This is a genomic window from Xanthomonas sp. WHRI 7064 (assembly GCF_040202355.2).
GTDB lineage: Bacteria > Pseudomonadota > Gammaproteobacteria > Xanthomonadales > Xanthomonadaceae > Xanthomonas > Xanthomonas arboricola.
In genome coordinates this window covers 1,376,827-1,400,670 of record NZ_CP167821.1, presented here as the reverse complement: position 1 = coordinate 1,400,670, position 23,844 = coordinate 1,376,827, and the positions used below count along the sequence as shown (strand labels likewise).

19 protein-coding genes are annotated in these 23,844 nt (G+C 65.2%); 10 read left to right on the top strand and 9 right to left on the bottom strand.

Annotated elements, in window-relative coordinates:
• Positions 1 to 576: 576 nt before the first annotated feature.
• Entirely contained in the window at positions 577 to 1,215 is a 639-nt protein-coding gene (locus ABQY74_RS06100) for an HD domain-containing protein (RefSeq protein ID WP_016904210.1), read from the bottom strand.
• Between the two features lie 148 nt (positions 1,216 to 1,363).
• Here ABQY74_RS06100 and ABQY74_RS06095 point away from each other — a divergent pair, with 148 nt between their 5' ends.
• A complete protein-coding gene (locus ABQY74_RS06095; RefSeq protein WP_349794420.1) occupies positions 1,364 to 2,110 on the top strand; it encodes an EAL domain-containing protein in 747 nt (248 codons plus the stop codon).
• A 189-nt stretch (positions 2,111 to 2,299) separates the two neighbouring features.
• Here the strand turns inward: ABQY74_RS06095 and ABQY74_RS06090 are convergent, their stop codons facing one another.
• The 3 genes from ABQY74_RS06090 to ABQY74_RS06080 form a co-directional block, all read right to left on the bottom strand.
• Complete coding sequence (locus ABQY74_RS06090; RefSeq protein WP_349794418.1) at positions 2,300 to 2,605, bottom strand: UBP-type zinc finger domain-containing protein; 306 nt, start codon at positions 2,603 to 2,605, stop codon at positions 2,300 to 2,302.
• On the bottom strand, positions 2,602 to 4,311 hold the full coding sequence (locus tag ABQY74_RS06085) for an FAD-dependent oxidoreductase (protein WP_349794416.1): 1,710 nt from the start codon (positions 4,309 to 4,311) through the stop codon (positions 2,602 to 2,604). Before ABQY74_RS06085 ends, ABQY74_RS06090 begins: the two co-directional genes overlap by 4 nt.
• A 442-nt stretch (positions 4,312 to 4,753) precedes the next feature.
• Positions 4,754 to 5,383 (bottom strand): alpha-ketoglutarate-dependent dioxygenase AlkB, encoded by a 630-nt coding sequence (locus ABQY74_RS06080; RefSeq protein WP_349794414.1) that lies wholly within the window; start codon positions 5,381 to 5,383, stop codon positions 4,754 to 4,756.
• Between the two features lie 310 nt (positions 5,384 to 5,693).
• Between ABQY74_RS06080 and ABQY74_RS06075 the strand changes: the two genes are divergently transcribed.
• Positions 5,694 to 8,048 carry a GH92 family glycosyl hydrolase gene (locus ABQY74_RS06075; protein WP_349794412.1) on the top strand — a complete coding sequence of 785 codons (2,355 nt, stop codon included), beginning with the start codon at positions 5,694 to 5,696 and terminating at the stop codon, positions 8,046 to 8,048.
• A gap of 1 nt (position 8,049) precedes the next feature.
• Here ABQY74_RS06075 and ABQY74_RS06070 read toward each other — a convergent pair whose 3' ends face one another.
• Positions 8,050 to 8,757 (bottom strand): DUF429 domain-containing protein, encoded by a 708-nt coding sequence (locus ABQY74_RS06070; protein WP_349794410.1) that lies wholly within the window; start codon positions 8,755 to 8,757, stop codon positions 8,050 to 8,052.
• A 184-nt stretch (positions 8,758 to 8,941) separates the two neighbouring features.
• Between ABQY74_RS06070 and ABQY74_RS06065 the strand changes: the two genes are divergently transcribed.
• Positions 8,942 to 9,844: an SDR family oxidoreductase gene (locus ABQY74_RS06065; protein ID WP_065046666.1), complete on the top strand. Its 903-nt coding sequence runs from the start codon at positions 8,942 to 8,944 to the stop codon at positions 9,842 to 9,844.
• A 272-nt stretch (positions 9,845 to 10,116) separates the two neighbouring features.
• Here the strand turns inward: ABQY74_RS06065 and ABQY74_RS06060 are convergent, their stop codons facing one another.
• Complete coding sequence (locus ABQY74_RS06060) at positions 10,117 to 11,436, bottom strand: glycoside hydrolase family 30 protein (RefSeq protein ID WP_349794407.1); 1,320 nt, start codon at positions 11,434 to 11,436, stop codon at positions 10,117 to 10,119.
• 110 nt (positions 11,437 to 11,546) lie between these two features.
• On the opposite strand from ABQY74_RS06060, the gene ABQY74_RS06055 reads away from it, so the two are divergent.
• Positions 11,547 to 11,744, top strand: a complete 198-nt coding sequence (locus ABQY74_RS06055; protein ID WP_349794405.1) for a hypothetical protein — start codon at positions 11,547 to 11,549, stop codon at positions 11,742 to 11,744.
• A gap of 288 nt (positions 11,745 to 12,032) precedes the next feature.
• Here the strand turns inward: ABQY74_RS06055 and ABQY74_RS06050 are convergent, their stop codons facing one another.
• Both ABQY74_RS06050 and ABQY74_RS06045 read right to left on the bottom strand, forming a co-directional pair.
• A complete protein-coding gene (locus tag ABQY74_RS06050; protein WP_126968485.1) occupies positions 12,033 to 12,902 on the bottom strand; it encodes an NAD(P)H-hydrate dehydratase in 870 nt (289 codons plus the stop codon).
• Positions 12,902 to 13,690 carry a histidine phosphatase family protein gene (locus tag ABQY74_RS06045; protein ID WP_126968486.1) on the bottom strand — a complete coding sequence of 263 codons (789 nt, stop codon included), beginning with the start codon at positions 13,688 to 13,690 and terminating at the stop codon, positions 12,902 to 12,904. Before ABQY74_RS06045 ends, ABQY74_RS06050 begins: the two co-directional genes overlap by 1 nt.
• Positions 13,691 to 13,863: 173 nt before the next feature.
• Between ABQY74_RS06045 and ABQY74_RS06040 the strand changes: the two genes are divergently transcribed.
• Both ABQY74_RS06040 and ABQY74_RS06035 read left to right on the top strand, forming a co-directional pair.
• Positions 13,864 to 14,493, top strand: a complete 630-nt coding sequence (locus tag ABQY74_RS06040) for a TetR/AcrR family transcriptional regulator (RefSeq protein ID WP_349794402.1) — start codon at positions 13,864 to 13,866, stop codon at positions 14,491 to 14,493.
• 99 nt (positions 14,494 to 14,592) lie between these two features.
• Complete coding sequence (locus ABQY74_RS06035; protein ID WP_102254646.1) at positions 14,593 to 15,045, top strand: hypothetical protein; 453 nt, start codon at positions 14,593 to 14,595, stop codon at positions 15,043 to 15,045.
• Between the two features lie 283 nt (positions 15,046 to 15,328).
• Here the strand turns inward: ABQY74_RS06035 and ABQY74_RS06030 are convergent, their stop codons facing one another.
• Complete coding sequence (locus ABQY74_RS06030) at positions 15,329 to 15,589, bottom strand: XAC0095 family protein (RefSeq protein ID WP_102254645.1); 261 nt, start codon at positions 15,587 to 15,589, stop codon at positions 15,329 to 15,331.
• 575 nt (positions 15,590 to 16,164) lie between these two features.
• Here ABQY74_RS06030 and hsdR point away from each other — a divergent pair.
• From hsdR to ABQY74_RS06010, 4 genes are all read left to right on the top strand, one after another.
• Positions 16,165 to 19,638: a type I restriction-modification system endonuclease gene (gene hsdR / locus ABQY74_RS06025; RefSeq protein WP_349794399.1), complete on the top strand. Its 3,474-nt coding sequence runs from the start codon at positions 16,165 to 16,167 to the stop codon at positions 19,636 to 19,638.
• A gap of 88 nt (positions 19,639 to 19,726) precedes the next feature.
• Positions 19,727 to 20,929 carry a Fic family protein gene (locus ABQY74_RS06020; RefSeq protein ID WP_349794397.1) on the top strand — a complete coding sequence of 401 codons (1,203 nt, stop codon included), beginning with the start codon at positions 19,727 to 19,729 and terminating at the stop codon, positions 20,927 to 20,929.
• Complete coding sequence (locus ABQY74_RS06015; protein WP_349794394.1) at positions 20,926 to 22,464, top strand: N-6 DNA methylase; 1,539 nt, start codon at positions 20,926 to 20,928, stop codon at positions 22,462 to 22,464. Before ABQY74_RS06020 ends, ABQY74_RS06015 begins: the two co-directional genes overlap by 4 nt.
• A complete protein-coding gene (locus ABQY74_RS06010; protein ID WP_349794391.1) occupies positions 22,445 to 23,833 on the top strand; it encodes a restriction endonuclease subunit S in 1,389 nt (462 codons plus the stop codon). Before ABQY74_RS06015 ends, ABQY74_RS06010 begins: the two co-directional genes overlap by 20 nt.
• Positions 23,834 to 23,844 lie beyond the last annotated feature (11 nt).

Sequence of the window (23,844 nt, the reverse complement as noted above, 5' to 3'; positions counted from 1 at the left end):
TTGACGGCGAGTCCTGCGGCGCTTCAATCAAGCAACTCGTTGAGCGCCCTGGAATGCATCGGTCGAAGGCGCGGCGCCCTCATCGCTCGCGGGCTATGCCGTAAACCATCCCACGGGCTCGATGGCGGCATCCATGCCGCCACACGGTCCCGCAAGCGGCGAGGACACCGCACAAGACAGTTGCCGGCTGCTTTGTTGAAAACCATGCGCGCCGGCCAACTCAACTGGTCCTTGTCCGCCCACCGTCGCGGGACCTTACGCGGCATGGATGCCGCGTAAGAGCCTACAAGGACGTACTTGCGGCGTGTCCCGCGACGGTGGGCGGGCAAGGGCCCTGCAGCAAACCCACAGCGTCAAGAGCGCGGCGAGAACACCTCACCAGAAAGTCAGTCGGTTGCCTTATCGAAAACCACACACACCGGCCATCTCGACAGGTCCTTGTCCGCCCACCGTCGGGACCTTACGCGGCATGGATGCCGCGTAAGCGCCTACATGGACGTACTTGCGGCGTGTCCCGCGACGGTGGGCGGGCAAGGGCCTGCAGCCAACTCACAAACCAGCCGCTCTACAATCCGATCACCCCAGCGCGTGCGCCGGCACCGGCTGCTCGCCGGTCTCGGCCAGCGCCTGCATGCGCGCCACCACGCCACTGAACAGCCGTGCAGTCGCCGCGCCACGCGTGCGAAAGATCTCCTCAAGCTCGCCGTAGTACCACAACGTGCCGGCGCGCCCGGCGGTGAATACGTTGAAGATGTCCTGGCCCACGTCCGGGTTTTCCAGGTCCTGCACGATGGTGCGCGCGTTATAGAGCTTGTCGCAGCCGGACACCAGCAAGGCGCGCTCGGGCGTGTTGCGCAGGTGCTCCAGGTAGGCCAGCTTGCGCTCGCGCCAGTCGCGTTTACGCGCGCTGGCGGTGTTGTCCACCTCGGCCTTGTCTTCGGCGGTGGCATCGGTGCACGCCATCACGATGTCGGCCACCGCATCGCCGAACTGCGCGCGGATCGAGGCCTCGTGACCGCCGCCGCAGTCTTCCACCACATCGTGCAGCAGCCCGGCGATGGCCTGTTCTTCGTCGCCGCCGCATTCCAGCACCAGCGTGGACACGCCCAGCAAATGGCTCAGATACGGAATCTGCGTGCCCTTGCGTACCTGCCCGGCATGGGCAATGCGCGCGTAATCCACGGCCAGGGCGTAACGTTCGGTGAGAGCGGTCATGGGGCGTCCGATGCGGGGAATGGCGCATTATCGCCGAGCCCGGTGACGCCCCAGGTGAGGATGGCGCGAGGATGCGTGTGCAGACTCAATGACGCGCTGTTGCGGCCGATACCGCTAGGCTACCTCTACGCCGCACGATTGCTCAGCCATGCCCACGCTCCCCGTTTGCAACGCCTGCCGCGACGGCCAGGACTTTCCCACCGCCATCACCATGGCGTTCCAGCCGATCGTGGACGTGTCCACCCGCAGCATCTACGCCGGCGAGGCGCTGGTGCGCGGCGTCGACGGCGAATCGGCCGGCAGCATCCTGGCCGCCGTGGATGAGCGCAACCGCTACGCCTTCGACCAAGCCTGCCGCATCAAGGCGATCGAATGCGCCGCGCAGATCGCGCTGCCGGCCCTGTTGTCGATCAACTTCATGCCCAACGCGGTCTACAACCCCGAACACTGCCTGCGCGCCACGCTCTCGGCCACTGCGCAGTACGGCTGGCCGCTGGACGCCATCATCTTCGAGGTCAGCGAACAGGAACACCTGGCCGAGCCGGCGCATCTGCTCGACATCATGCGCACCTATCAAGCGCGCGGCCTGAAGACCGCCATCGACGACTTCGGCGCCGGCTATTCCGGCCTCGGCCTGCTGGCCGATTTCCAGCCGGACCTGCTCAAGCTGGACATCGCCCTGGTGCGCGGCATCGACGCCGACCGCAGCCGCCAGGCCATCGTCCGCCACGCCACCCGCATGTGCGAGGAACTCGGTATCGCCATCATCGCCGAAGGCATCGAGCACCCGGACGAATACCGCACCCTGCGCGACATGGGCATCCACCTGCAGCAAGGCTATCTGTTCGCCCGCCCAACGATCGGCGAGCTACCAGAGGTGCACTGGCCGGAGTAAGTGGGCGCGCGCGCGAACTGCCCCCCCCCCCCCTCAGCAAACGCGCAATCGCCCCACACAAAATCCCCACCCGACCAAATCAAACAGCACGCAAACCGCTTTTACGATTCCCGATTCCCCAATCCCGATTCCCGATTCCCAGCGGCGCCCCAGCCCCCCATCCACACCCCGCCAACCAACCGCGCCGCCTCACACATACCGCGGTATCGGCCCCAGCTGCGGCGTCTGGTCCGGCAACTCCACTTCCACCTCGTCCACATAGCACCAGCCCCAGCCTTCGGGCGGGTCGTAGCCTTCGATGATGGCGTGGCTTGTGGCGTGATAGTGCGCCGTGGCGTGCTTATGCGGCGAATCATCGCAGCACCCCACATGGCCGCAGCTGCGGCACAGGCGCAGATGCACCCAGGTGCTGTCGATGGCCAGGCAGTCTTCGCAGCCACGTGCGCTGGGCGTGACCTCGCTGATCTGCGCGGTATGTGTGCACTGGTCGCTCATGAGGTGGTGGGCTCCTGTGAGGCACTGACAAGTTCGGATGCCGGCACCGGGTTGGCCTGGTGTGCCAGGTATTGATGGATCTGCGCGACGACCGCCGCGCCCTCGCCCACCGCTGCGGCCACGCGCTTGACCGAGCCGGCCCGCACATCGCCGATGGCGAACACGCCGGGGCGATTGGTTTCCAGCGGCAAACAGGCCGGCACACCATCGCCGCGCGCGTTGCCGGTGACGACGAAGCCACGCGCATCGGTCTCCACGCATTGCTGCAGCCAGCCGGTGTTGGGGTCGGCGCCGACGAACAGGAACAGATGCCGCAATTCCACCCGCGTGGTCTGCCCATCGGCGCGCGTGCGCAATACCGCCGCCTGCAGGCCGCGCTCCGGGTCGCCTTCCAGCGCGGACACTTCGGTGCCGGTATGCAACTGCACGTTCGGCAGCACGGCGATGCGGTCGATCAGGTATTGCGACATCGACGATTCCAGCCCTTCGCCGCGAATGATCAGGTGCAGTTCCTTCACCCGCGGTGCCAGAAACGCCACTGCCTGGCCGGCGGAATTGCCGCCGCCCACCAGCGCCACCACGCCGCCCTCGCACAGCCGCGCTTCCACCGGCGAGGCCCAGTACGACACGCCATGGCCTTCGAACCGCTCCAGCCCGTCGATCTCCGGGCGCCGGTAACGCGCCCCGGAGGCGACCACCACCGTGCTGGCCAGCAGCTGCTTGCCGTCGGCCAGATCCAGCTTCAGCGCACCATCGTCGCGCCCGCATTCCAGCGTGCCGGCCTCGATCGGAATCGCCAGCTCGGCACCGAATTTCAGCGCCTGGTTATAGGCTCGCCCGGCCAGCGCCTGGCCGGAAATGCCGGTCGGAAAGCCCAGATAGTTTTCGATGCGTGCCGAGGCGCCGGCCTGGCCGCCGATGGCGCGCTGGTCCAGCACCAGCACCGACAGGCCTTCGGAGGCCGCATACACCGCCGTCGCCAGACCGGCCGGGCCGGCGCCGACGATGGCCACGTCGTAGCGCTTGTCCGGGTCGATGTCCGGCGTCATGCCCAGGCAATGCGCCGCTTCGGCATCGCTGGGCTGACGCAGCACCCGCCCGCTCGGGCACACCATCACCGGCAGTTCCTGCTCCTGGATGCCGAAGCGCTGCACCAACGCGCGGCCTTCCTCGTCGGAGGCATCGATCACCGTGTTCGGGTAACCGTTACGGGTGAGAAAGCCCTGCAACCGGGTCAGATGCGGATCGTCCGGCTCGCCGATCAACACCGAGCCCGAGGCATCACCTTCGATCAGGCCGACGCGGCGCAGGATCAACGCACGCATCACCACCTCGCCCACTTCGGCCGAGCTGATCATCAGCGCGCGCAGATGCGCGGTGTCGAACGGCAGCGCCAGGCAGCCCTGCGGCCCGGCACGCCCACCGGCCAGCGACGCGCGCCCGGCCAGCTGACTGACCTCGCCGGTGAACTGGCCGGGCGTCTGCAAGGTGATCGGCTTTTCGTTGCCCAGCCCGTCGCGCCGCACCACTTCGATGGCGCCTTCCAGCACCACCCACACCGGCGCGTGCGCATCGCCCACGTCGAATACGAGCTCGCCCGCATCGAAACGCTGCGCCGGCCCGCTGGCGAACCGCCGCGTGATCGCCAATTGGCCCGAGTCCAGCTCGGGGAACATCTGATGGTGGCGGGTATCGGCCAGGGACATGGAATGGCGACGCTGAGGGGGAGTACATGCAAGCATGGCCAGCCGTGAGGGTGATGGCAATCACCTGAAAGGGCCATGCCGTGCGCGACAGAGCGCATGCACGAGCAGCACCGGCGCGCGCACCAGTGCGTTGTTTGCACAGGCAAAACACCTCACGCGGCTGCCAGCGGTACCGCACGCTCACCAGCGGTGACCGGCACAATCAACCGCAACCGTACGCGCAGAAGGTTGCCGACGTAGCTGCTGCGCTGGCGGCCAAGCGAACACGGCACTGGGCCCGCAGCTGGTACGCAGCACTCGAATGCTCCGATTGCTCCGATTGCTCCGATTGCTTAGGTTGCTTCGGTTGCTGCTGTTGCTGTTGCTGTTGCTGCTGCTGCTCGGTTTGCTCTGGTTACTCCGCACCACGGCGACGAACCCACACCACGCCTTGTCAGCCACGCTACGGTTGTACTGGCTCCCAGTGCGGCCCGTGCTGGCCGGCGGCCATGCGCTCGGCCGGGCGCACCCGAAACACCACGCTGATGCGCTCGCCCACCGCACGTGCGGTCTTGGCGATGCCGTGCTCGTGGCTCAGTTGCGAGGCATGGCTCATCGCCAGCAGGCTGCCGGGCGCCAGCTCCACACCGATCGCACGCGTGTTGCCATCCTTTGCGCGCAGCTGCATCCGCCGCGTCGCACCCAGCGACACCAATGCAATCGGATACGGCGCCAGCAACGTCTGCAGCTTGTCGTGATGCATCGCCACGCTGTCGCGGCCATCGCGGTACAGATTCAGGCCCACCGCGTTGTAAGGCGCGGGCAACACGGCCTGCACCGCATCGAGCAGCGCCTGCAGCGGCAGCCCGGGCGGCAGCGGTGCGTCCAGCCGATACGATGCCAGCAGCCGCGGCACCTCCACCACACGGTCGTACATCTCGCGGCGCTGGCTGCGCCAGTCGGTCGCCTGGCGCAACGCGGCAAAGCACTGCTGCGCCACAGCAGGCGCCAGCAGCTGCGGCCAATAGCGCACGCCGCCCTGCGTATCGTGCAGCAGCTGCACGGGCGCGGTGGGAGTATCGAACAGATCCATCCGGGTGATATGCGGACGGTTTGCGCGATTTCAGCAGCCCGGCGTTGCGGTTGCCCGCAGCCGAAGCCCCGCATTCGCACGCTCTCTCGCAGTTGCTGGCATTGCGCTCGTTCCGTGCAGAATGGCGACCGATCTGCGCATCCGCAGTCTCCTGCGCGCAACGCCAGCAACCTCTCAAAGACAGGCGCACGCATCACCGCCGCCAGCCGCGCACCGGTTAGCGAGCTCAACGATGCAGGCATGGATGTCATGCGATCAGGCCCGACAGCTGTGCTACGGTCCGGCGCTGCATCCGCCTGGAACCGTTCGCATGCAGCATCGCTCAATCGCCTTCTCTCCCCTGCGTTGGCTGGCGCTGCTTGCCGCCTGCGTCAGCTTTGCCGGCAACGCGGCGCCACGCGCGGACGACGCGGGTTTCAGCGCGGTGGATCCTTTTATCGGCACCGGTGGCGAAGGCCACACCTATCCCGGCGCCACGCTGCCGTTCGGCATGGTGCAGCTGAGCCCGGACACGCAGATCAAGCCGCGCAAGGAGGCCTATGGCTGGGCAGCCGGTTACCGGCATGGCGACACCACGATTGTCGGCTTCTCGCACACGCACTTTTCCGGCTCCGGGCATTCGGACCTGGGCGATGTGTTGCTGATGCCGCAGACCGGCCAGGTCAGACTCGAACGCGGCGACGCCGCCACGCCGGGTAGCGGCTACACCGCGCAGTTCGACCATGCCAGCGAGCAGGCGCAACCCGGCTATTACGCGGTGACCTTGAAGGACCGCAACATCCGCGCCGAACTCACCGCCAGTGCGCGCGTGGGCGTGCATCGCTACACCTTCCCCAAGGGCACACCGGCGCATGTGCTGGTGGACCTGCGCACCAGCCTGTACGACTACCCCGGCAAGGTGCAGTGGTCGCGGCTGCGCGTACGCGGCGATGGCACCGTGACCGGCTTTCGCGAAACCCGCGGCTGGGCCCCCGGCCGCCAGCTGTACTTCGCCATGCGCTTTTCGCGCCCGCTCACCGCCACGCAATTGCACGACACCGAGCAGGACATCCCGTACAAGGGCTTTCCGCCGCCGGGCGAGAAGAACCCCACCCAGCGCGCACAGATCGAAGGCCGGCAACTGGTCGGCGTGTTCGACGTTGCCAACGACGGCACGCCACTGGTGGTCAAGGTTGCGCTCTCGCCAGTGAGCGAGGCCGGCGCCATCGCCAATCTCGACGCGGAAGTGCCCGATTTCGATTTCGACCGCGTGCGCGCCGATGCACGCGCGCAGTGGACACAGGCGCTGTCGGCGATCGATGCGCAAGGCACGCCGCAACAGCGCACCCAGCTCTACACCGCGCTGTATCACACCCTGCTCGGCCCCACCCTGTTCATGGACAGCGATGGCCAGTACCGCGGGCCGGACAACGCCGTGCATCAGGCGCGTGGCTGGACCAATTACTCCACCTTCTCGCTCTGGGACACCTACCGCGCCCTGCATCCGCTGCTGACCCTGGTGCAGCCGCCGCAACGCAGCAGCGACATGGTCAATTCGTTGCTCGCCTCACGCCGCGAGAGCGCCTACGGCATCCTGCCGGTGTGGGCATTCCATGGCCTGGAAACCTGGTGCATGATCGGCTACCACGCCGTGCCGGTGATTGCCGACGCCTACATGAAAGGCATCGGCGGCTTCGATGCCAACGAAGCGCTCGATGCCATGGTCGCCAGCGCCAACTACGGCCCCTACGACGGTATCGCGCAGTACCGCGAGCTGGGCTACGTGCCCATCGACGAAGAAGGCGAAGCCGCCTCCAAGACGCTGGAATACGCCTTCGACGACTGGACCATCGCGCGCATGGCCGACAAGCTCGGCAAGCCCGCCATCGCCGCAGAATTCAGCAAGCGCGCCGGCAATTGGAAGCACGCCTTCGACCCGGCCACTGGCTACATGCGCGCGCGTACCCGTGCCGGCAACTTCCGCGAGCCATTCGATCCATCCACTAGCGGCTACGGCAGCGACTACACCGAAGGCAATGCCTGGCAATACTCCTGGTATGTGCCACAGGACGTCGCCGGGCTTGCCGCCGCACATGGCGGCGACGACAAACTGCTGGCGCGCCTGGATGCAGTGTTCGATGCCAAGGTCGACCCCAAGGTATTCGCGCACATGGAAGACATTACCGGTCTGATCGGCTGGTACGCGCACGGCAACGAGCCCAGCCACCATGTCGCCTATCTGTACGCCTACGCCGGCCAGCCCTGGCGCACCCAGGCGCGGCTGACCCAGATCATGGACACCCAATACCACGCCGGCCCCGAAGGCCTGGCCGGCAACGACGACCTCGGCCAGATGTCGGCCTGGTACGTGTTCACCACGCTGGGCTTTTATCCGGTGGCACCGGGCAGCAACCAGTACATCATCGGCCGGCCGTTCCTGCCGCGCGCCACGCTCAAGCTGCCAAATGGCAAGCGCTTCAGCGTGATCGCCGATGGCCTGAGCAAGGCGCGCAGCTATGTCGGCAGCGTCACCCTCAACGGCCAGCCACTGACCCGCGCCTACCTCACGCACGAAGAAATCCAGGCCGGCGGCGAGTTGCGCTTCCGCATGCAAGCCACGCCGAACACGCAATGGGCCACCGATCCGGCGCAGCGGCCGTATTCGATGTCGACCCAGACGCGCTGAGTCAGTAGTGGATGCCCATGCGTAGCCCGCAGGCATCGCGCTCCACCACCGCCGGCAGGCTGCCGGCGGTGCCCGCGGCAATGCGCTGCGCGCTCCAGCAGGCCACCAGGGCATCCAGCACATCGTCCGGCTTGGCCAGCGCACGCGGCACGCGCTCCAGCAATGCGGCCACCCGCCTGGCGCCATAGCACTGGCCCAGCAAGGCGGCGCGCTGTTGGTGGCCTGCACTGCTCTTCTTGCCCGCTGCCAGGCCGTGCCCGCCGGCGAGCACGGCGAACGACACTTCCGGGTGCACCTCGAACACGCGCTCCGCCCACGGCGGATCGGCGCGCAAGGCATCGTCCCAGGCGCGAATCTTCGACAGCAGCGCAAACGACTGCACGCCAAAGCCACGCTGCCCGTCGTGATCCAACACCCGATGCAACGCGGACGCTTCCACCTGCGTGGGTGCATGCAGCATGCCGCGCAATGGCGCGGCAAAGATGCTGGATGCGCGGCGCCCACCCACAAAGCGCCGCGCCTGCACATCCGCAGCGCGTGGCGCGTGCTCGCTCAGACCGATCGGTATGTCCACGCCCAGCACAGCGACATCCCCCAATGCGCTCGCCACCGCGGCCACCGTGGGGTAGCCGGCAAACTGCAATCCATCGCCGGCCTGCCACACCGCCAGCCAGCCGCTGCCGGCGCCATCGATCCCTACACACTGCATTGCGGTCCTCCCGGTCGCGGCCTGCGTGCACGGCGCAGCAGCACCGCACGCACGCCATCTGCGTGGCGCGTTCACATCATGCACAACATTCGTTCACCCGCACGCATCGCCGTGGTTTCCAGACTGCTCCGCATCGGCCGCAGCACGCTGCGGCCCTGCCATCCCCCACTGCAGGAGCCAGCGCATGTCCAGCACCAAGAACCAGTATGAAATGCAGAACCCGCTCACCCAGTTTCCGCAGCCCAAGTTCCCCGAGCAGACCCAGGAAGCGCCGGGCACCATCCATGCATTGCAGCCCAAGGCCGACCACGGCGAGCAGAGCTACCAGGGCTTCGGCCGCCTGAAGGGCCGCAAGGCGCTGATCACCGGCGCCGACTCGGGCATCGGCCGCGCCACTGCAATCGCCTACGCACGCGAAGGCGCCGACATCGTGCTGAACTACCTGCCGGAAGAAGAGCAGGACGCTGCGGAAGTGGTGAAGTTGATCCAGGCCGAAGGCCGCAAGGCGATCAGCATCCCCGGTGATCTCAAGGATGAGGCTTTCTGCAACCAGTTGGTCGCACGCGCGGTCAAGGAGCTCGGTGGGCTGGATCTGCTGGTCAATATCGCCGGCAAGCAAACCGCGATGAAAGACATCGCCGACATCACTACCGAGCAGTTCGACGCCACCTACAAGACCAACGTGTACGCGATGTTCTGGCTGTGCAAGGCGGCCATCCCGCACCTGCCGCCGGGTGCATCCATCATCAACACCGGCTCGATCCAGTCTTACCAGCCCTCGCCGACGCTGCTGGACTACGCGTCCACCAAGGCGGCCATCGTCAACTTCACCAAGGGCCTGGCTCAGCAGGTCGCCGAGAAGGGCATCCGCGTCAACGCCGTCGCCCCCGGCCCGGTGTGGACCCCGCTGCAACCCAGCGGTGGCCAGCCGCCGGAAAAGATTCCCGAGTTCGGCTCGGAAACCCCGCTCAAGCGTGCCGGCCAGCCGGTGGAGATGGCGCCGCTGTATGTGATCCTGGCTTCGCAGGAATCCAGCTATGTCACCGGCGAAGTGTTTGGTGCCACCGGTGGCTTGTTGCTGTCCTGAGTTAGCTTAAAGCGCACTTCCAACGTCACGCCACCAGAACCCCGCCGATCGCTGCATCCGCAGTGGTCGGCGGGGTTTTCTTCGGTGGCGTTTTTGGTATCGGCGGCAGTCTCGAATGCTGATGCATCAGCACCACCGAACCGCAAGGTAGTTCGACCAGCTACGCAAAGACGGCTTCGATCATGCGAGTCCCCCCTTCTCTCACCGGGACAAGGTGCCCGAAGGGCGGATGAGGGTACGCCCCCCACCAACGCTCCGCCCACGGCCTGCGCTTACTGCGTCATCACCACCGTCTGGATTGCATGCGCCGGAATCTCCAATTCACTCGATGCCTCGCCCACGTACAGGTTGTAACGGATCGCCACATCGCTGGCATTCATCACCACCGTCGCCAGGCTGCCATCGGTGTTGAGAAAGGACGTCGTTGCCAGATTGCTGCGGCTACTGGCCGCACTCACCCGCCGCGCACCGGGGCGGATGAACCTGGAAAAGTGGCCGATGTACCAATAGCTCGGCGTGTAGATCACCTCGCCGGTGCGCGTGTCGGCATGCACCGGCGCAAAGCAGTAATTGCCCACGTGGTTCGGCCCGCCATTTTGATCGAGCAGGATGTTCCAGTCGGTCCAGCCCACCGCCCCATGATTGAGATCGTTGATGATGGCGGTGCCATAGCGCTCGCCATTGGGCCAGTACTGCAACTTTGCCGGGTCGAACTTTTCCACCGCCGCTTCGGTCAGCAGTAGCGGCTTGTCCGGGTACGCCTGTGCCACGGCTGCGACGTTCTCCACCATCGGCGCGAACCCGGCCCAGGTCTCGTACCAGTGGAAGCCCATGCCCCACGCGTATTTCGCCGCTTCCGGATCGTCGAAGATCACATGCGCGCGGTGCAGCATCATGTCGCGGTTGTGGTCCCACACGATGATCTTGCGGTCGCCATAGCCGGCCTGCTCCATCGTCGGGCCGAGGTGGTTCTTCAAAAAGTCGCGCTCTTCCTCGGCGGAAAACACCATCGACTCCCAGGTCTGCACCGCCATCGGCTCGTTCTGCAGGCTGATGCCCCAGATCGGGATGCCGGCCTTTTCGTAGGCCGCAATAAAGCGCGTGTAGTAGGTGGCCCAGGCCTGCGCATACGCGGGCAGCAACTTGCCGCCCTTGAGCATGTTGTTGCTGTCTTTCATGAAGGCCGGCGCGCTCCACGGGCTGGCGAATGTCGTCAACTTGCCGCCGGCCGCCGCAATGGCCTGGCGCAGCATCGGGATGCGATAACGCTGATCGTGCCTGACCGAAAAGCTCTTCAGCGCCGCATCGCCTTCCTTGATATAGGTATAGCTGCCGCTGCTGAAATCCGAGCTGTGGATGGTGGTGCGCGCCAGCGTATAGCCGATGCCCTTTTTTGGGTCGTAATAAGCAGTGAGCAAGGCGCGCTGCGCAGGCTTTGGCAGCTTGGCGAAAGTCTCGGCACTGGCGTCGGTGATCGCCCCGCCGATGCCCAGCACCTCCTGGAAGCGCCGCTGCGGATTGACGAAGATGGAGTTCTCCTTCTCGGTCAACGCATGCCCGGCCCTGGGCGCATCGACAGTGCTGACACGCATCTGCTGCGTTGCGCCCTGGGCAGAGGTGTAAACGCGTAGTACACCGGCGGCGGCTGGCGGAGTAGCAGCCTCCGCAACCGGAGCTTCTACCGCCTTCGATGCAGGCGTGGATGCAGATGCCGTCGATGCCGGCACCGGAATCGGCGTTGTTGCTGCTGCTGATGCTGATGCTGATGCTGATGCCGATGCTGTTGCTGTTGTTGCTACAGAGGCCAACACCGTTTCAGTCGCAGCACCCCAAACTCCCAGAACCCCGACCATTGACCACGCAATCGCTCGCTTCACCGTGCACCCTCCCAGGTTGGTGACCAAGCCTAACCGACCAACGCGGCGCAACATCGCGCAACAAACGAGCGCAACCATGCACCTTTCCATCATCGGACACTCCCTTCTCCCCTCGGGAGAAGGTGGCCCGAAGGGTCGGATGAGGGTACGTCTGCCAAGAGTGCAACCCGCCCCCTGCAATCAAGGCAACAACCTAAACCCCAACTGGAAAGACAGCCCCACGACTCCAGCAAACGTACCCTCACCGCAACCCCTATCCCGCTGGAGAAGGACCTTTGGTCTGCGCGCGGCATCACCGCGACGAGCGTCGATCAGCGGCGTGCCAACCGATCCAAAATCCCAGGCACTTCCGCCCCAAGTTCGCGCGCCAAAAACCCCACCGGCCCAATCCGCTTGGCCAACTGCCTGCCCGCGGCCGCATGCACAAACACGCCCCATAACGCAGCGGTCAACGCATCGCAGCCGCGCGCGGCAAAGCCGGCAATCAATCCCGCCAGCACATCGCCAGACCCGGACGTGCCCAACCCGGACGCGCCCCCGCGATGCATCCACACCACTCCATCCGGGCCGGCAATAAAGCTGTCCGGGCCCTTGACGATCACCACGCTGCGCAGCTTCTGCGCAAACTTCAGCGCATACGCGCCCGGCGCCGCTTCCACCGCCGCCTTGTCGTCGCCGGCCAGGGTCGCCATCTCGCCCGCATGCGGCGTCAACACGAATGGCCGCCCGATCGGCGCCCGCAGGCCACGCGACAACGCGCCGGCATCCAGCACCAAGGTGCACACCGCCTGCTCGGCGGCGCGCCTGACCATCGCCGTGGTGGTGGCCGACGACGCCATCCCCGGCCCGATCACTGCCGCATCGCAGGCCGCCATCGCCCCGTCCAGCGCGCGATGCCCGCGCACAATCTCGCCCTGCCCGTTCTGCGCCAACCCCAGCACCAGCGCCTCCGGCACCGCCAAGGCCATGCCCGGCGCCACGCTGGCCGCGGTGGCAATCTGCAGCTTGCCGGCACCGGTGCGCAGCGCCGCCTCGCCGGCCAGCAGCACCGCACCGGGCACACGCATCGAGCCACCCACGATCAACACGCGCCCGCGCTGCTCCTTGTCGCCACCCGGGGCCGGCAACGGCATCGACCGCAAGGCGGCCATGGTGAGAATGCGCACGCGCGGGGCGGCCATCAGCGCGCCCCGGCCGGGCGGTCGGACTCGGTGGTCACCGGCTCGTCGGCCAGCTCCGGCGGCACGAACTTGGTGCGCAGCAATTCCAGCGATTGCCCGTCGGCCGCAGCCGCGTATTCGGTGACACCGCAATTGGGCACATCGCCTTCGCGGTCGATACCCAGGATGGTGGCCTCGTCCATCCGCTCGATCAGGTAGCGGAAGCAATTGACGATCACCTGGTGCCCCACGATCAGCACGCGCGCGCCCACATGGTTGCGCTGCAGGTCACCCACCACCCCGCGCAGGCGGAAGATCACATCGCACCAGCTCTCGCCACCGGGCGGGCGAAAGTAGAACTTGCCCACCAGCTTGCGCTGCTCGGCCAGCTCCGGAAAGGTCGCAAGAATGCCGGCCGTGGTATAGCGGTCGAGCACGCCGAATTCCTTCTCGCGCAAACGCTCGTCCACGCTGACCGAATCGGCCGGCTGCCCCAGCGCACGCGCCACCGCAGCGGCGGTCTGGCGCGCCCGCACATAGGTGGAACTCAGGATCAAGGTCGGGCGCTCCTGCTCGGGCAAACCGGCCATCCACGCCCCCAGCGCCTCGGCCTGGCGCTCGCCCAGCGCCGACAACGGCACATCCGCATCACGGTGCTCCAGGTCGATCAAGGCCGAGCCGTTGGACTCGGCCACATCGCGCGCCACATTGCCCGCGCTTTGCCCATGCCGCACCACCCACAACCGCGCCGGCCACTGCGCCGAGACACCGGCTACCGCACTGTTCTCACTCACATGCTTCTCCTGCACAACGTCGACCTCACGTGTCGCACAGCCGCCGTGAAAACATGGTCGACCAGCGCATCTGTGACCGGTGTTTCAATACGCACGCGCATCCATGACTGATGGCACGGCAACAAGCGAACGCAACGGATGGGTAACGCCGCGCCGGTATACTGCAGCCCCCCGACACCCTGCTGCCCATGTCCAACGTCCTGTTGCTGCGCACGGCAAAAGAGCGCGAAGAGCTGCTGCTGGAAGAGGTGCTGGACGCCACCGAGCAGTGCATCGACGTCATCGGCCTGAGTGCCACCAGCTTCGAACTGATCGCCGAGCGCGCCAAGGTCAGCTGCGGCAGCCTGCTGCAACGTTTCGAAGACAAGGACGCGCTGGTGCGCGCATTGCTGGAGCGCAACTACATGCGCGCCATCCGCCAGATGTGGCTGGTGGAACACCCGGCCAACGTGCACGTGGTGGATTTCATCGCCGGCCTGCTCGAAGAATGGCTGCTGCAGGAAATCAACATCAAGCGCACCCGCATCGACCTGGAGCTGCACCTGGCTACCCTGCGCGACCCGGTGCTGGCCGCCTTCATGCGCCGGCAGAGCGCGTCACTGATCGAACACCTCAGCGCCCTGCTCAAACGCCTGCTGCGCGGCCACGCCGACCCGGCCAGCAGCGAACAGGAATTCCAGGCCCGCGTCTTCGCCGTCGCCGCCATGTGCGGCGGCCTGCACAGCGTGATGACCAGCGGCATGGAACTCAACCGCATGCATCTGCAGTTGATCCTGCGCGAGAGTTTGTCGGGGATTTTGAAGTCTGCGCCGGTGTAGCGCCGCTAAGCCACCGAATCTCACGGACAGCGCTGCGCGGATGGCTTGGCACCGGGAATCGATCGGATAAGATCACCCCACATACCAGGGAGGGATGCCATGCGTGATCGAGTCTTCAGTAAGGGAGCTGGATCGCTAGCGCTTTTTGCAGCGCTTGCCGTTTTCAGCTGGTCCGTCAACGCGACGAGCACGGTAGTCACCTTCCATACGCCGGACAATCAATACGAAGTGGAGCTCTACGTTGGCGGCGGCTCCGAGGAAAGCGGCGGGATTGCGGGCGCAATGGTCACATGGCCCGGCTACGAGCACATGGGTCTACCCTTCAACGGGGTGAAGTACCACATGGACAAGGCGATGACCCGCGCCGGTGCCAAGTACATGAATAACAGTGACCCAGAGGTTCCTCCATCTTTCACTCTTGAGATTGAGGGAAACAAGGGCCGCCTGATCGTGGGCAAGCGCGTCATACCAGGGACGGCATCATGGATTGTTGGTCCTTACGCCCCTGAGAGCACGTGGGAACCAAGGCACATGCGCAAGGACGGACAATGAAGCGCCCTTTACGCAGCGCATGGCTGGCCCTCTTTCTACGATTAAGGCTGCTTCAACAGTCCATGCGCATTCTACTGCCGCTACAGCGTCAACCTCGGCTACGACTTCATCAGCAGCTAGGAACTGAGCGTCAGGAACACCTGCCACTAGCGTGAGTTCAACGGCATCGACGTATACATCGACACCATCAGCCTGGCGCAAATTCTGCTTCTAAGCGCGTAGACATCGGTAAAAGATCAACGGCAGATTGCGCAATCAGCCTGCCGTTTTTGTCTGCCAGCCATCACACCTTGCGCTGCACCGCCGCAGGCCATTGCACCTCTTCCAGCACATGGGTCACCTGCGTCGCCAGTAGCTCCAGACAGACCGCCAACTCGTCCATGCAGATAGCCGGCTGCCGCGCCCGCTCTTCGGCCTGCGTGCGTGGCTGCGCCAAGCGCGCCAGAAAGCGCATGTGGTCGCGCAATTGCTGCAAGCGGTATTGCGCGCCTTCTGGCAGGTAGTAGCCCGGGTGTGACTGCGCATCTCGTACAACGTCCGACATGGCCTGCTCCTCATTCCATGGAATCAGCCCGCCCGCCGCAAGGCGACGGACGGGAAGTCGGGAGGCTCGAAACCGCATATAGCCGGCGGGCTTATTCCCCTTGCGGGTGTTGTATTCACCGCCCTCCCGACGCAGGCATCGCGTCGGTTGCGCCTACAGAACATGCAGGCACAAAAAACCCACCAGTATTTCGGAGGTGGGTACCGCTATATGAGGAGTTTCGAGGCTCCGTAGGCTGATCGTGCTACTGCAGATTACCGCCGTCAAGGATTACCTTCGTCAAGGCGTTCGGTACCTGCAGTTTCATATAGGCAGTAGAGCCATTTCAAACGAATCATCAGGCAGAAGCATCTATGCTGCCGCCGAATTTCATCGCGGCAACGACTTAGTTGTCGACAGAAGACTGGGAACTCATAGGAAAAACTTGCGCAGTTGCCAACAAGGTCGCTGCGACGGCCCAAGCCATCGCATATCGGTCCATCGCATCCGGCGCTAGAATGACCACGGCAGCGTCGGTGACCTATGAGGGCTACCGCGAGATGCCATCCCGCCGGGCGCCAAGTACGGATACGCGTGTGACTGTCGACAGCAACTTTTCCTTCCTGCAGGAACACGATCCGGTCTTCTTCAAACTGGCCTCGATGGCCGAGCAGGTCTTTGCCAGCGATCCCAACACCACGCTGATCAAGCTCCGGCAGTTCGCCGAAGCGCTTGCCCAGGATCTCGCTGGGCGTGCCGGCATCATCCACGACCAACGGACGACCCAGGCGGATCTGATCTACCAGCTCGCACGCGAGCTGCGCCTGGACCGGCGGATCCAGGAGCTGTTCCACGTACTGCGGGTCGAGGGCAACAAGGCGACCCACGGCTTCACCACGCAGCACCGCGAAGCGATGGATGGCCTGAAGGTCGCCCGCGACCTGGCGGTCTGGTACCACCGGGCCTTCGGCAGGAACGCCGCCGAATTCAAGGCGGGTGCTTTCCTGCCCCCGAAGGATCCAGCCGCACCGTTGCGTGAAGTACAGGCCGAGGTCCATCGCCTGAAAGCGGAGCTGGATACCGCCCGCCAACAACACGACCAGAGCCAGGCGCTCGCCGAACTCAAAAGCAGCGAAGCCAAGCTCAACGCCGAGCTCGCCGAAGCGATGGACGTCGAAGCGCGTGCGCAGTCGGCGCTGGCAGTCCAACGCGAACAGGAACTGCAACGGCTTCGCCAGGACTTCGAACAACGCATCGCCAGCCTGCAACAGCCGGACACCGCCCGCCAGGCCGCCACCCAACAGGTCGCCGGCGCCACCCAGCAGGCCAGCAACAACTTCGACCTCAGCGAAGACCTCACCCGCATCCTGATCGACCAACAGCTGCGCGAGGCCGGCTGGGAAGCAGACTCGCTCGACCTCACCCACGCCAAGGGCATCCGCCCGGAAAAAGGTCGCAATCTCGCCATCGCCGAGTGGCCCACCAAGGTGCCGCGCGCCAACGCCGACTATGTGCTGTTTGCCGGCCTCACGCCGGTCGCCGTCGTCGAGGCCAAGCGCAAGCAGATCAACATCGCCGACCGGATTCCCCAGGCCGAGCGCTACGCGCGCGACTTTGTGATGCGTGGCGAGCTGGCCCCCGCCTACCCGGCCACCACCTCGATCGCAGGCTGGGCCGACGGCCAGGGTGGCCATTTCCAGGTGCCGCTGGCATTCGCCTGCAATGGCCGTCCTTTCGTGAAACAGCTGGCCGAGCAATCGGGCATCTGGTTCCGCGACCTGCGCTCACCGGCCAATCTGCGGCGCCCGCTGCAGAAGTTTCACACGCCCGAGGACATCGCCGACCTGCTCACCCGCGATCGCGACCAGGCCGAGCGCGACCTCGCCCAGGAAGGTTTTGCCTACCTCAACCTGCGCGACTACCAGCAGCGCGCGATCCTGGCAGTGGAAGGCGCGCTGGCATCGGGCTCACGCAACTGCCTACTGGCGATGGCGACCGGCACCGGCAAGACGCGCACAATGATTGGCCTGATCTACCGTCTGCTCAAGGCCGAGCGCTTTCACCGGGTTCTGTTCCTGGTCGACCGCTCCGCGCTCGGCACCCAGGCCACCGAGACGATGCAGGACATGCAGCTTGAGCAGAACCAGACGCTGGCGCAGATCTACAACCTCGATGGCCTGGACGACACCCGCACCGCCGATGAGACCCGCGTGCAGGTCGCCACGGTGCAGGCCATGGTCCGGCGCATTTTCCAGTCCGATGACCCGCCACCGATCGGCACCTTCGACTGTATCGTCGTCGACGAGGCCCACCGCGGTTACACGCTCGACCAGGAAATGACCGACGGCGAGCTGGCCGTGCGCGACCACGCGCAATACCTGTCGCAATACCGCCGCGTGCTCGACTACTTCGATGCCTGCCGTATCGGCCTGACCGCCACGCCGGCCAAGCACACCACCGAAATCTTCGGCAAGCCGATCTACACCTACAGCTACCGCGAAGCAGTGGCAGATGACTGGCTGATCGACCACGAGCCGCCCATCCGCTACACCACCGCGCTCGGCAAGAACGGCATCCACTTCGATCGCGGCGAGCGCGTCAGCGTCATCAACACGCAGACCGGCGAAGTCGATACCGCAGACCTGGAAGACGAACTCGATTTCAATATCGAGTCGTTCAACCGGCGTGTGATCACCGCGGACTTCGATCGGGTCGTCTGCGAGCAGCTTGCCATCGAACTGGACCCGGACGGCGAGGAAAAGACCCTGATCTTCTGCGTCAGCCAGCCCCACGCCGAACGCGTCAAGAACCAGCTGGACGAGGCCTTCAAACAGGTTCATGGCAATTACTACAACCAGGCCAGCGTTGCGGTAATCACCGGCAAAAGCGACAAGGTCGACCAGCTGATCCGCAACTACAAGAACGAGCGCTACCCCAATATCGCCATCACCGTCGACCTGCTGACTACCGGCATCGATGTGCCGCGTATCGCCAACCTGGTGTTCATGCGCCGGGTCCGCTCGCGCATCCTCTACGAACAGATGAAGGGCCGCGCCACCCGCCGCTGCGACGACATCGGCAAGACCGTGTTCCGCATCTTCGATCCGGTCGATCTGTACGCCGCGCTCGAAGACGTCGACACCATGCGCCCGCTGGTCAAGGACCCCAACATCAGCATCGAGCAGCTGGTCCACGAGCTCGGTCAGCAGCGCAGCTTCGATGCCCCCGGCAGCAACGGCGGCAGCCATGCCGACGACGCGCTCGACCAGTTGAGCCAGCGCATCATGCGCGTGCTGCGCAAGGCCCAGCATCGCGCCGAGCAGCGCCCGGATCTGCGCGACAAGCTCAGCGAGCTGGAAACCTCCTGGGGCGTGGCGCCCGCCGTGCTGCACACCCACCTGCACAAGCTCGGCGCGCGCAATGCGGCCAGCTTCCTTCGCGAACACCCGCGCCTGGTGGAGCAACTGGCCGAAGTGGGCGTGCTGCTGGGCACGGACCGCTACCCTGTCATTTCCGAACACACTGACACCCTGCTCGAACGCGCACAGAACTACGGCGTCAACGAAGCCCCGGCCGATTACCTGGACAGTTTCAACGCCTTCATTCGCGAGCAGATCAATCAGTCCGCCGCGCTCAGCGTCATCGTCAACCGCCCCCGCGACCTCACCCGCGCCCAGCTGCGTGAGGTACGTCTGCTGCTCGACCAGCACGGCTACAGCGAGGCCCACCTGCGCGGCGCGTGGCGCGACAGCACCCAGCAGGAGGTCGCTGCCAGCATCATCGGCTACATCCGCCGTGCCGCGCTGGGCGAGGCATTGGTGCCGTTCGAGCAGCGTGTCGACAAGGCCATGCAGGGCATCTATGCCCAGCGCAGCTGGACGCCGGTGCAGCGGCGCTGGCTCAAGCGGCTGGCCCAGCAGTTGATACACGAGGTGGTGATGGACCGCGACACGGTGCAACGCAACTTCAGCGGAGACGGCGGCGCCCTGCAGTTGGACCGCCTGCTCGATGGCCGGCTGGACCAAATCTTGGGCGACCTGGGCGAGCATCTGTGGGAGCAGACGGGCTAAGTCGCCAGTTCACACTGGCGGATGAGCCGATTAGCCAGGATAATCGGCTCATTCAAAGAGCCAATTAACCCAGCCAATCGGCTCACCAATGCCCAACCGAACAACCGAACCCCGCCCTCGCTGGATCTGGCAGCAGCCCGACTGGCCTCGCTTCCACTGGCAGGCCGATGCCCTGGCGGCACTGCTGCGCGACTGCCAGCACGCCCACGGCCAGCTGCTCGGCATGGCCGGCGCGGTCGCCGGCGACCAGCAGGCTGCCGAAGCGCTGGACACCCTGCTCTCCAACATCGTCACCTCCTCGGCCATTGAGGGCGAGCGGCTGGATGTCGGCTCGGTACGCTCCTCGCTGGCCCGCCATCTGGGCCTGGCCGAAGACAACCCTCGCCGCACCACTGGCCGCAGCGAGGGGCTGGCCGAGCTGATGCTAGACGCCACCGGCCACGCCGACGCCCCGCTGGACCTGCCCCGCCTGCTGCAATGGCACCGCTGGCTGTTTGCCGAACAGGACAGCCTGCTGCCCACGCGCATCCGCATCGGCGCGCTGCGTGGCGATGAACCGATGCAGGTTGTCTCCGGCCGGCTCGACCGCCCCACCGTCCACTTCGAAGCCCCGCCGCGCGACGGCCTGGACGCCCAGCTCGCCGCCTTCCTCGACTGGTTCGCCAGCTCGCGCACCGACGCCACGCTGGATCCGCTGCTGCGTGCCGGCATCGCCCATCTGTGGTTCGTCACTCTGCACCCGTTCGACGACGGCAATGGCCGCCTCACCCGCGCACTCACCGATCTCGCCCTAGCCCAGGCGCAACCGCAGGCGATCTGCCTCCACGCACTGTCGGCCAGCATCCTCGCCGACCGCAGCGGCTATTACCGCAGCCTGGAAACTACCCAGAAAGGCCTGCTCGACATCACCCACTGGCTGCACTGGTTCCTCACCACACTGCACGACAGCCTGGTGCAGGCACTGCACCGTATCGATCGGGTATTGGCCAAAGCACGCTTCTGGCAGCAGCATCACGCACAGCCGCTGTCGGCCGAACAGGCCAAGGTGCTCAACCGCCTGCTCGATGGCGGCGAGCGCGGCTTCGAACACGGCATCAGCGCCTCGCAATACCAGGCAGTGGCCAAGGTCTCCAAGGCCACTGCCACCCGCCATCTGGCCGACCTGCTGGAAAAAGGCTGCCTGCGCCGCCTGCCCGGCAGTGGCCGCAGCACCCGTTACGCCATCAACACGCCGGCCTCCAGCATCGCGCTGCCGGCCCGCACCACTTCAGAACAAGGCAGCACCCCATGACCCATAACGACATCGTCCAGAAACTTTGGAACCTCTGCGACGTCCTGCGCGACGACGGCATCAACTACAGCGATTACGTCACCGAGCTGGTGCTGTTGCTGTTCGTCAAAATGGAATACGAGCAGGTACGCAACAACGACGCCTTCGAGCACAAGCTGCCCGCCGGCAGCCGCTGGCCCGATCTCAACGGCAAGTCCGGCCTCAACCTGCTCAACCACTACCGGCAGATGCTGCTGGACCTGGGCAAGAGCAGCGATCCGATGATCGCCGCCATCTACGCCGACGCGCAGACCCGCCTCAAGGAACCACGCCACCTGGAAACCCTGGTCACCGCGCTCGACGGGCTGGACTGGTTCAGCGCGCGAGAGGACGGCCTGGGCGACCTTTACGAAGGCCTGCTGCAGAAGAACGCCAACGAAACCAAGTCCGGCGCCGGCCAGTACTTCACCCCGCGCCCGCTGATCGACGCCATCATCCGCTGCCTGCAGCCCCAGCCCGGCGAAACCCTCCAGGATCCGGCCGCCGGTACCGCCGGCTTTCTAATCGCCGCCGATGCCTACATCAAGGCCAACACCGACGATCTGTACACGCTCGACGACAAGGCCCGCCGCTTCCAGCAGCACAAGGCCTATACCGGCATGGAGCTGGTGCCCGGCACCCGCCGCCTGGCGCTGATGAACTGCCTGCTGCACGGCATGTCCGGCGAAGGCGCCGGCGTGGTCCAGCTCGGCAACAGCCTCGGCAATGCCGGCGCCGCCTTGCCCAAGGTGGACATCATCCTGTCCAACCCGCCATTCGGCACCGCCAAGGGCGGCGGCGGACCCACCCGTGACGACCTCACCTACAAGACCAGCAACAAGCAGCTCGCCTTCCTGCAGCACATCTACCGTGGCCTGAAGCCCGGTGGCCGCGCCGCCGTGGTGCTGCCGGACAACGTGCTGTTCGAGGCCGGCGTCGGTACCGAGATTCGCCGCGACCTGATGGACAAGTGCAACCTGCACACCCTGCTGCGCCTGCCCACGGGCATCTTCTACGCGCAGGGCGTAAAGACCAATGTGCTGTTCTTCCAGAAGGGCAGCGCCGCCAACCCGCGCCAGGACACGGGCTGCACCCAGGCCACCTGGGTCTATGACCTGCGCAGCAACATGCCCAGCTTCGGCAAGCGCACCCCGTTCGGGCCGACGCACCTCAAACCGTTCGAGGAGGCCTACGGTACCGATCCCAACGGCGCCATCCCGCGCAACGACGAAGGCGAGGAAGGCCGCTTCCGTTGCTTCACCCGCGCCCAGATCGCCGAGCGCGGCGACTCGCTGGATATCAGCTGGCTCAAGGACGCCGGCAGCGTCGATGCCAATACCCTGCCCGCGCCCGAAGTGCTTGCCGCCGAAGCGATGGCCGAACTCAGCGAAGCGCTGCGCGAACTCGACGCACTGATGCAGGCGCTGGGTGCCGGCGACGAAGCACTGGAACAGAAGCGGCTGCTGGCCGAGGTGATGGGGCTGGAAGTGACCAGCAGTGAGGTGGGGGGTGAGTGAGTTGCCGCAAGGGTGGGCTTTTGCCTCACTTAACGAACTTCAGGCCCAGGGCGGCATTTTTGCTGACGGGGACTGGATTGAAAGTAAGGATCAAGATCCAAACGGGCGTAATCGCCTGCTACAACTCGCAGACATTGGCGACGGGCGCTTTATCGACAAGTCCTCTCGTTACGTCAACGATGAGACATTCGACCGATTGAATTGCACCGCGCTTGAAGAAGGCGACATCTTGCTTGCCCGAATGCCTGACCCTCTTGGACGAGCGTGTCTAATGCCTCGCCTTCCGCAACGGTGCCTGACGGTCGTCGACGTTGCTGTCTTTCGTTCTGGAAGCCGCGATATCAGCCATCGCTGGTTGATGCATACGCTCAACGCTTCGCCTATTCGCGAAGAAATTTCGCGCAACGCTTCCGGGACCACGAGGAAGCGGATTGCGCGCGGGAAGCTGGCCGAACTGAAAGTTCCCGTTCCACCGGCGGCAGAGCAAAAGCGCATAGCGCAGAAGCTGGATGCGCTGCTGGCCCAGGTCGACACTCTCAAGGCCCGCATCGACGCCATCCCCGCCCTGCTCAAGCGCTTCCGCCAGTCCGTACTGACTTCCGCAGCGACATGCGAGCTGACAAGCGAATGGCGCGCGACGCAAGGTTTGGATGATCCCGTCCCGACGAAACTGGGCGAGCTTATCCGGACGGGGCCGCAGAACGGGCTGTATAAGCCGTCAAGCACATACGGCTCTGGAACAAAGATCGTCAGGATTGATGGCTTCTATTCCGGCGAGCTAAGGGATTGGCACTCTTTACGGTCCCTCCAACTCGACGCACGCGAAGAACAGGTGTGGGCGCTCAACGTAGGTGACATCCTCATCAACCGCGTCAACAGCATCGAATATCTCGGCAAGTGCGCGCTTGTGCGCTCGCTCCCAGGACCGACGGTTTTTGAAAGCAATATGATGAGAATAGCCGTCGATGAGCGGGTGATCGAACCCGAATTCTTGATGCGTGCATTGAGCGCCGAGATTGGACGTGCAAGGCTAATCGCCAACGCGAAGCATGCGGTCAATCAGGCAAGCATCAATCAGGGAGACGTCAAAGCCTGCTCGATTCTGGTCCCCACTTTGTCCGAACAAACCGAAATCGTCCGCCGCGTCGAACAACTCTTCGCCTACGCCGACCAGCTGGAAGCTAAGGTCGCCGCTGCCCAGCAGCGCATCGACGCGCTGACCCAGAGTCTGCTCGCCAAGGCGTTCCGCGGCGAACTGGTGCCGCAGGACCCCACCGACGAACCGGCCAGCGTGCTGCTGGAACGCATCCGCACCCAGCGCGCCGCCACGCCCAAACCGAAGCGCGGCCGCAAGGCGGCGACAAGCTGATCTGATCCATC

Excerpts from the sequence above, each read along its gene's own strand:
- ABQY74_RS06100 (WP_016904210.1), bottom strand. The coding sequence starts at position 1,215 with ATGACCGCTCTCACCGAACGTTACGCCCTGGCCGTGGATTACGCGCGC.
- ABQY74_RS06095 (WP_349794420.1), top strand. The coding sequence starts at position 1,364 with ATGCCCACGCTCCCCGTTTGCAACGCCTGCCGCGACGGCCAGGACTTT.
- ABQY74_RS06090 (WP_349794418.1), bottom strand. The coding sequence starts at position 2,605 with ATGAGCGACCAGTGCACACATACCGCGCAGATCAGCGAGGTCACGCCC.
- ABQY74_RS06085 (WP_349794416.1), bottom strand. The coding sequence starts at position 4,311 with ATGTCCCTGGCCGATACCCGCCACCATCAGATGTTCCCCGAGCTGGAC.
- ABQY74_RS06080 (WP_349794414.1), bottom strand. The coding sequence starts at position 5,383 with ATGGATCTGTTCGATACTCCCACCGCGCCCGTGCAGCTGCTGCACGAT.
- ABQY74_RS06075 (WP_349794412.1), top strand. The coding sequence starts at position 5,694 with ATGCAGCATCGCTCAATCGCCTTCTCTCCCCTGCGTTGGCTGGCGCTG.
- ABQY74_RS06070 (WP_349794410.1), bottom strand. The coding sequence starts at position 8,757 with ATGCAGTGTGTAGGGATCGATGGCGCCGGCAGCGGCTGGCTGGCGGTG.
- ABQY74_RS06065 (WP_065046666.1), top strand. The coding sequence starts at position 8,942 with ATGTCCAGCACCAAGAACCAGTATGAAATGCAGAACCCGCTCACCCAG.
- ABQY74_RS06060 (WP_349794407.1), bottom strand. The coding sequence starts at position 11,436 with ATGCGTGTCAGCACTGTCGATGCGCCCAGGGCCGGGCATGCGTTGACC.
- ABQY74_RS06055 (WP_349794405.1), top strand. The coding sequence starts at position 11,547 with ATGCAGATGCCGTCGATGCCGGCACCGGAATCGGCGTTGTTGCTGCTG.
- ABQY74_RS06050 (WP_126968485.1), bottom strand. The coding sequence starts at position 12,902 with ATGGCCGCCCCGCGCGTGCGCATTCTCACCATGGCCGCCTTGCGGTCG.
- ABQY74_RS06040 (WP_349794402.1), top strand. The coding sequence starts at position 13,864 with ATGTCCAACGTCCTGTTGCTGCGCACGGCAAAAGAGCGCGAAGAGCTG.
- ABQY74_RS06035 (WP_102254646.1), top strand. The coding sequence starts at position 14,593 with ATGCGTGATCGAGTCTTCAGTAAGGGAGCTGGATCGCTAGCGCTTTTT.
- ABQY74_RS06030 (WP_102254645.1), bottom strand. The coding sequence starts at position 15,589 with ATGTCGGACGTTGTACGAGATGCGCAGTCACACCCGGGCTACTACCTG.
- ABQY74_RS06020 (WP_349794397.1), top strand. The coding sequence starts at position 19,727 with ATGCCCAACCGAACAACCGAACCCCGCCCTCGCTGGATCTGGCAGCAG.
- ABQY74_RS06015 (WP_349794394.1), top strand. The coding sequence starts at position 20,926 with ATGACCCATAACGACATCGTCCAGAAACTTTGGAACCTCTGCGACGTC.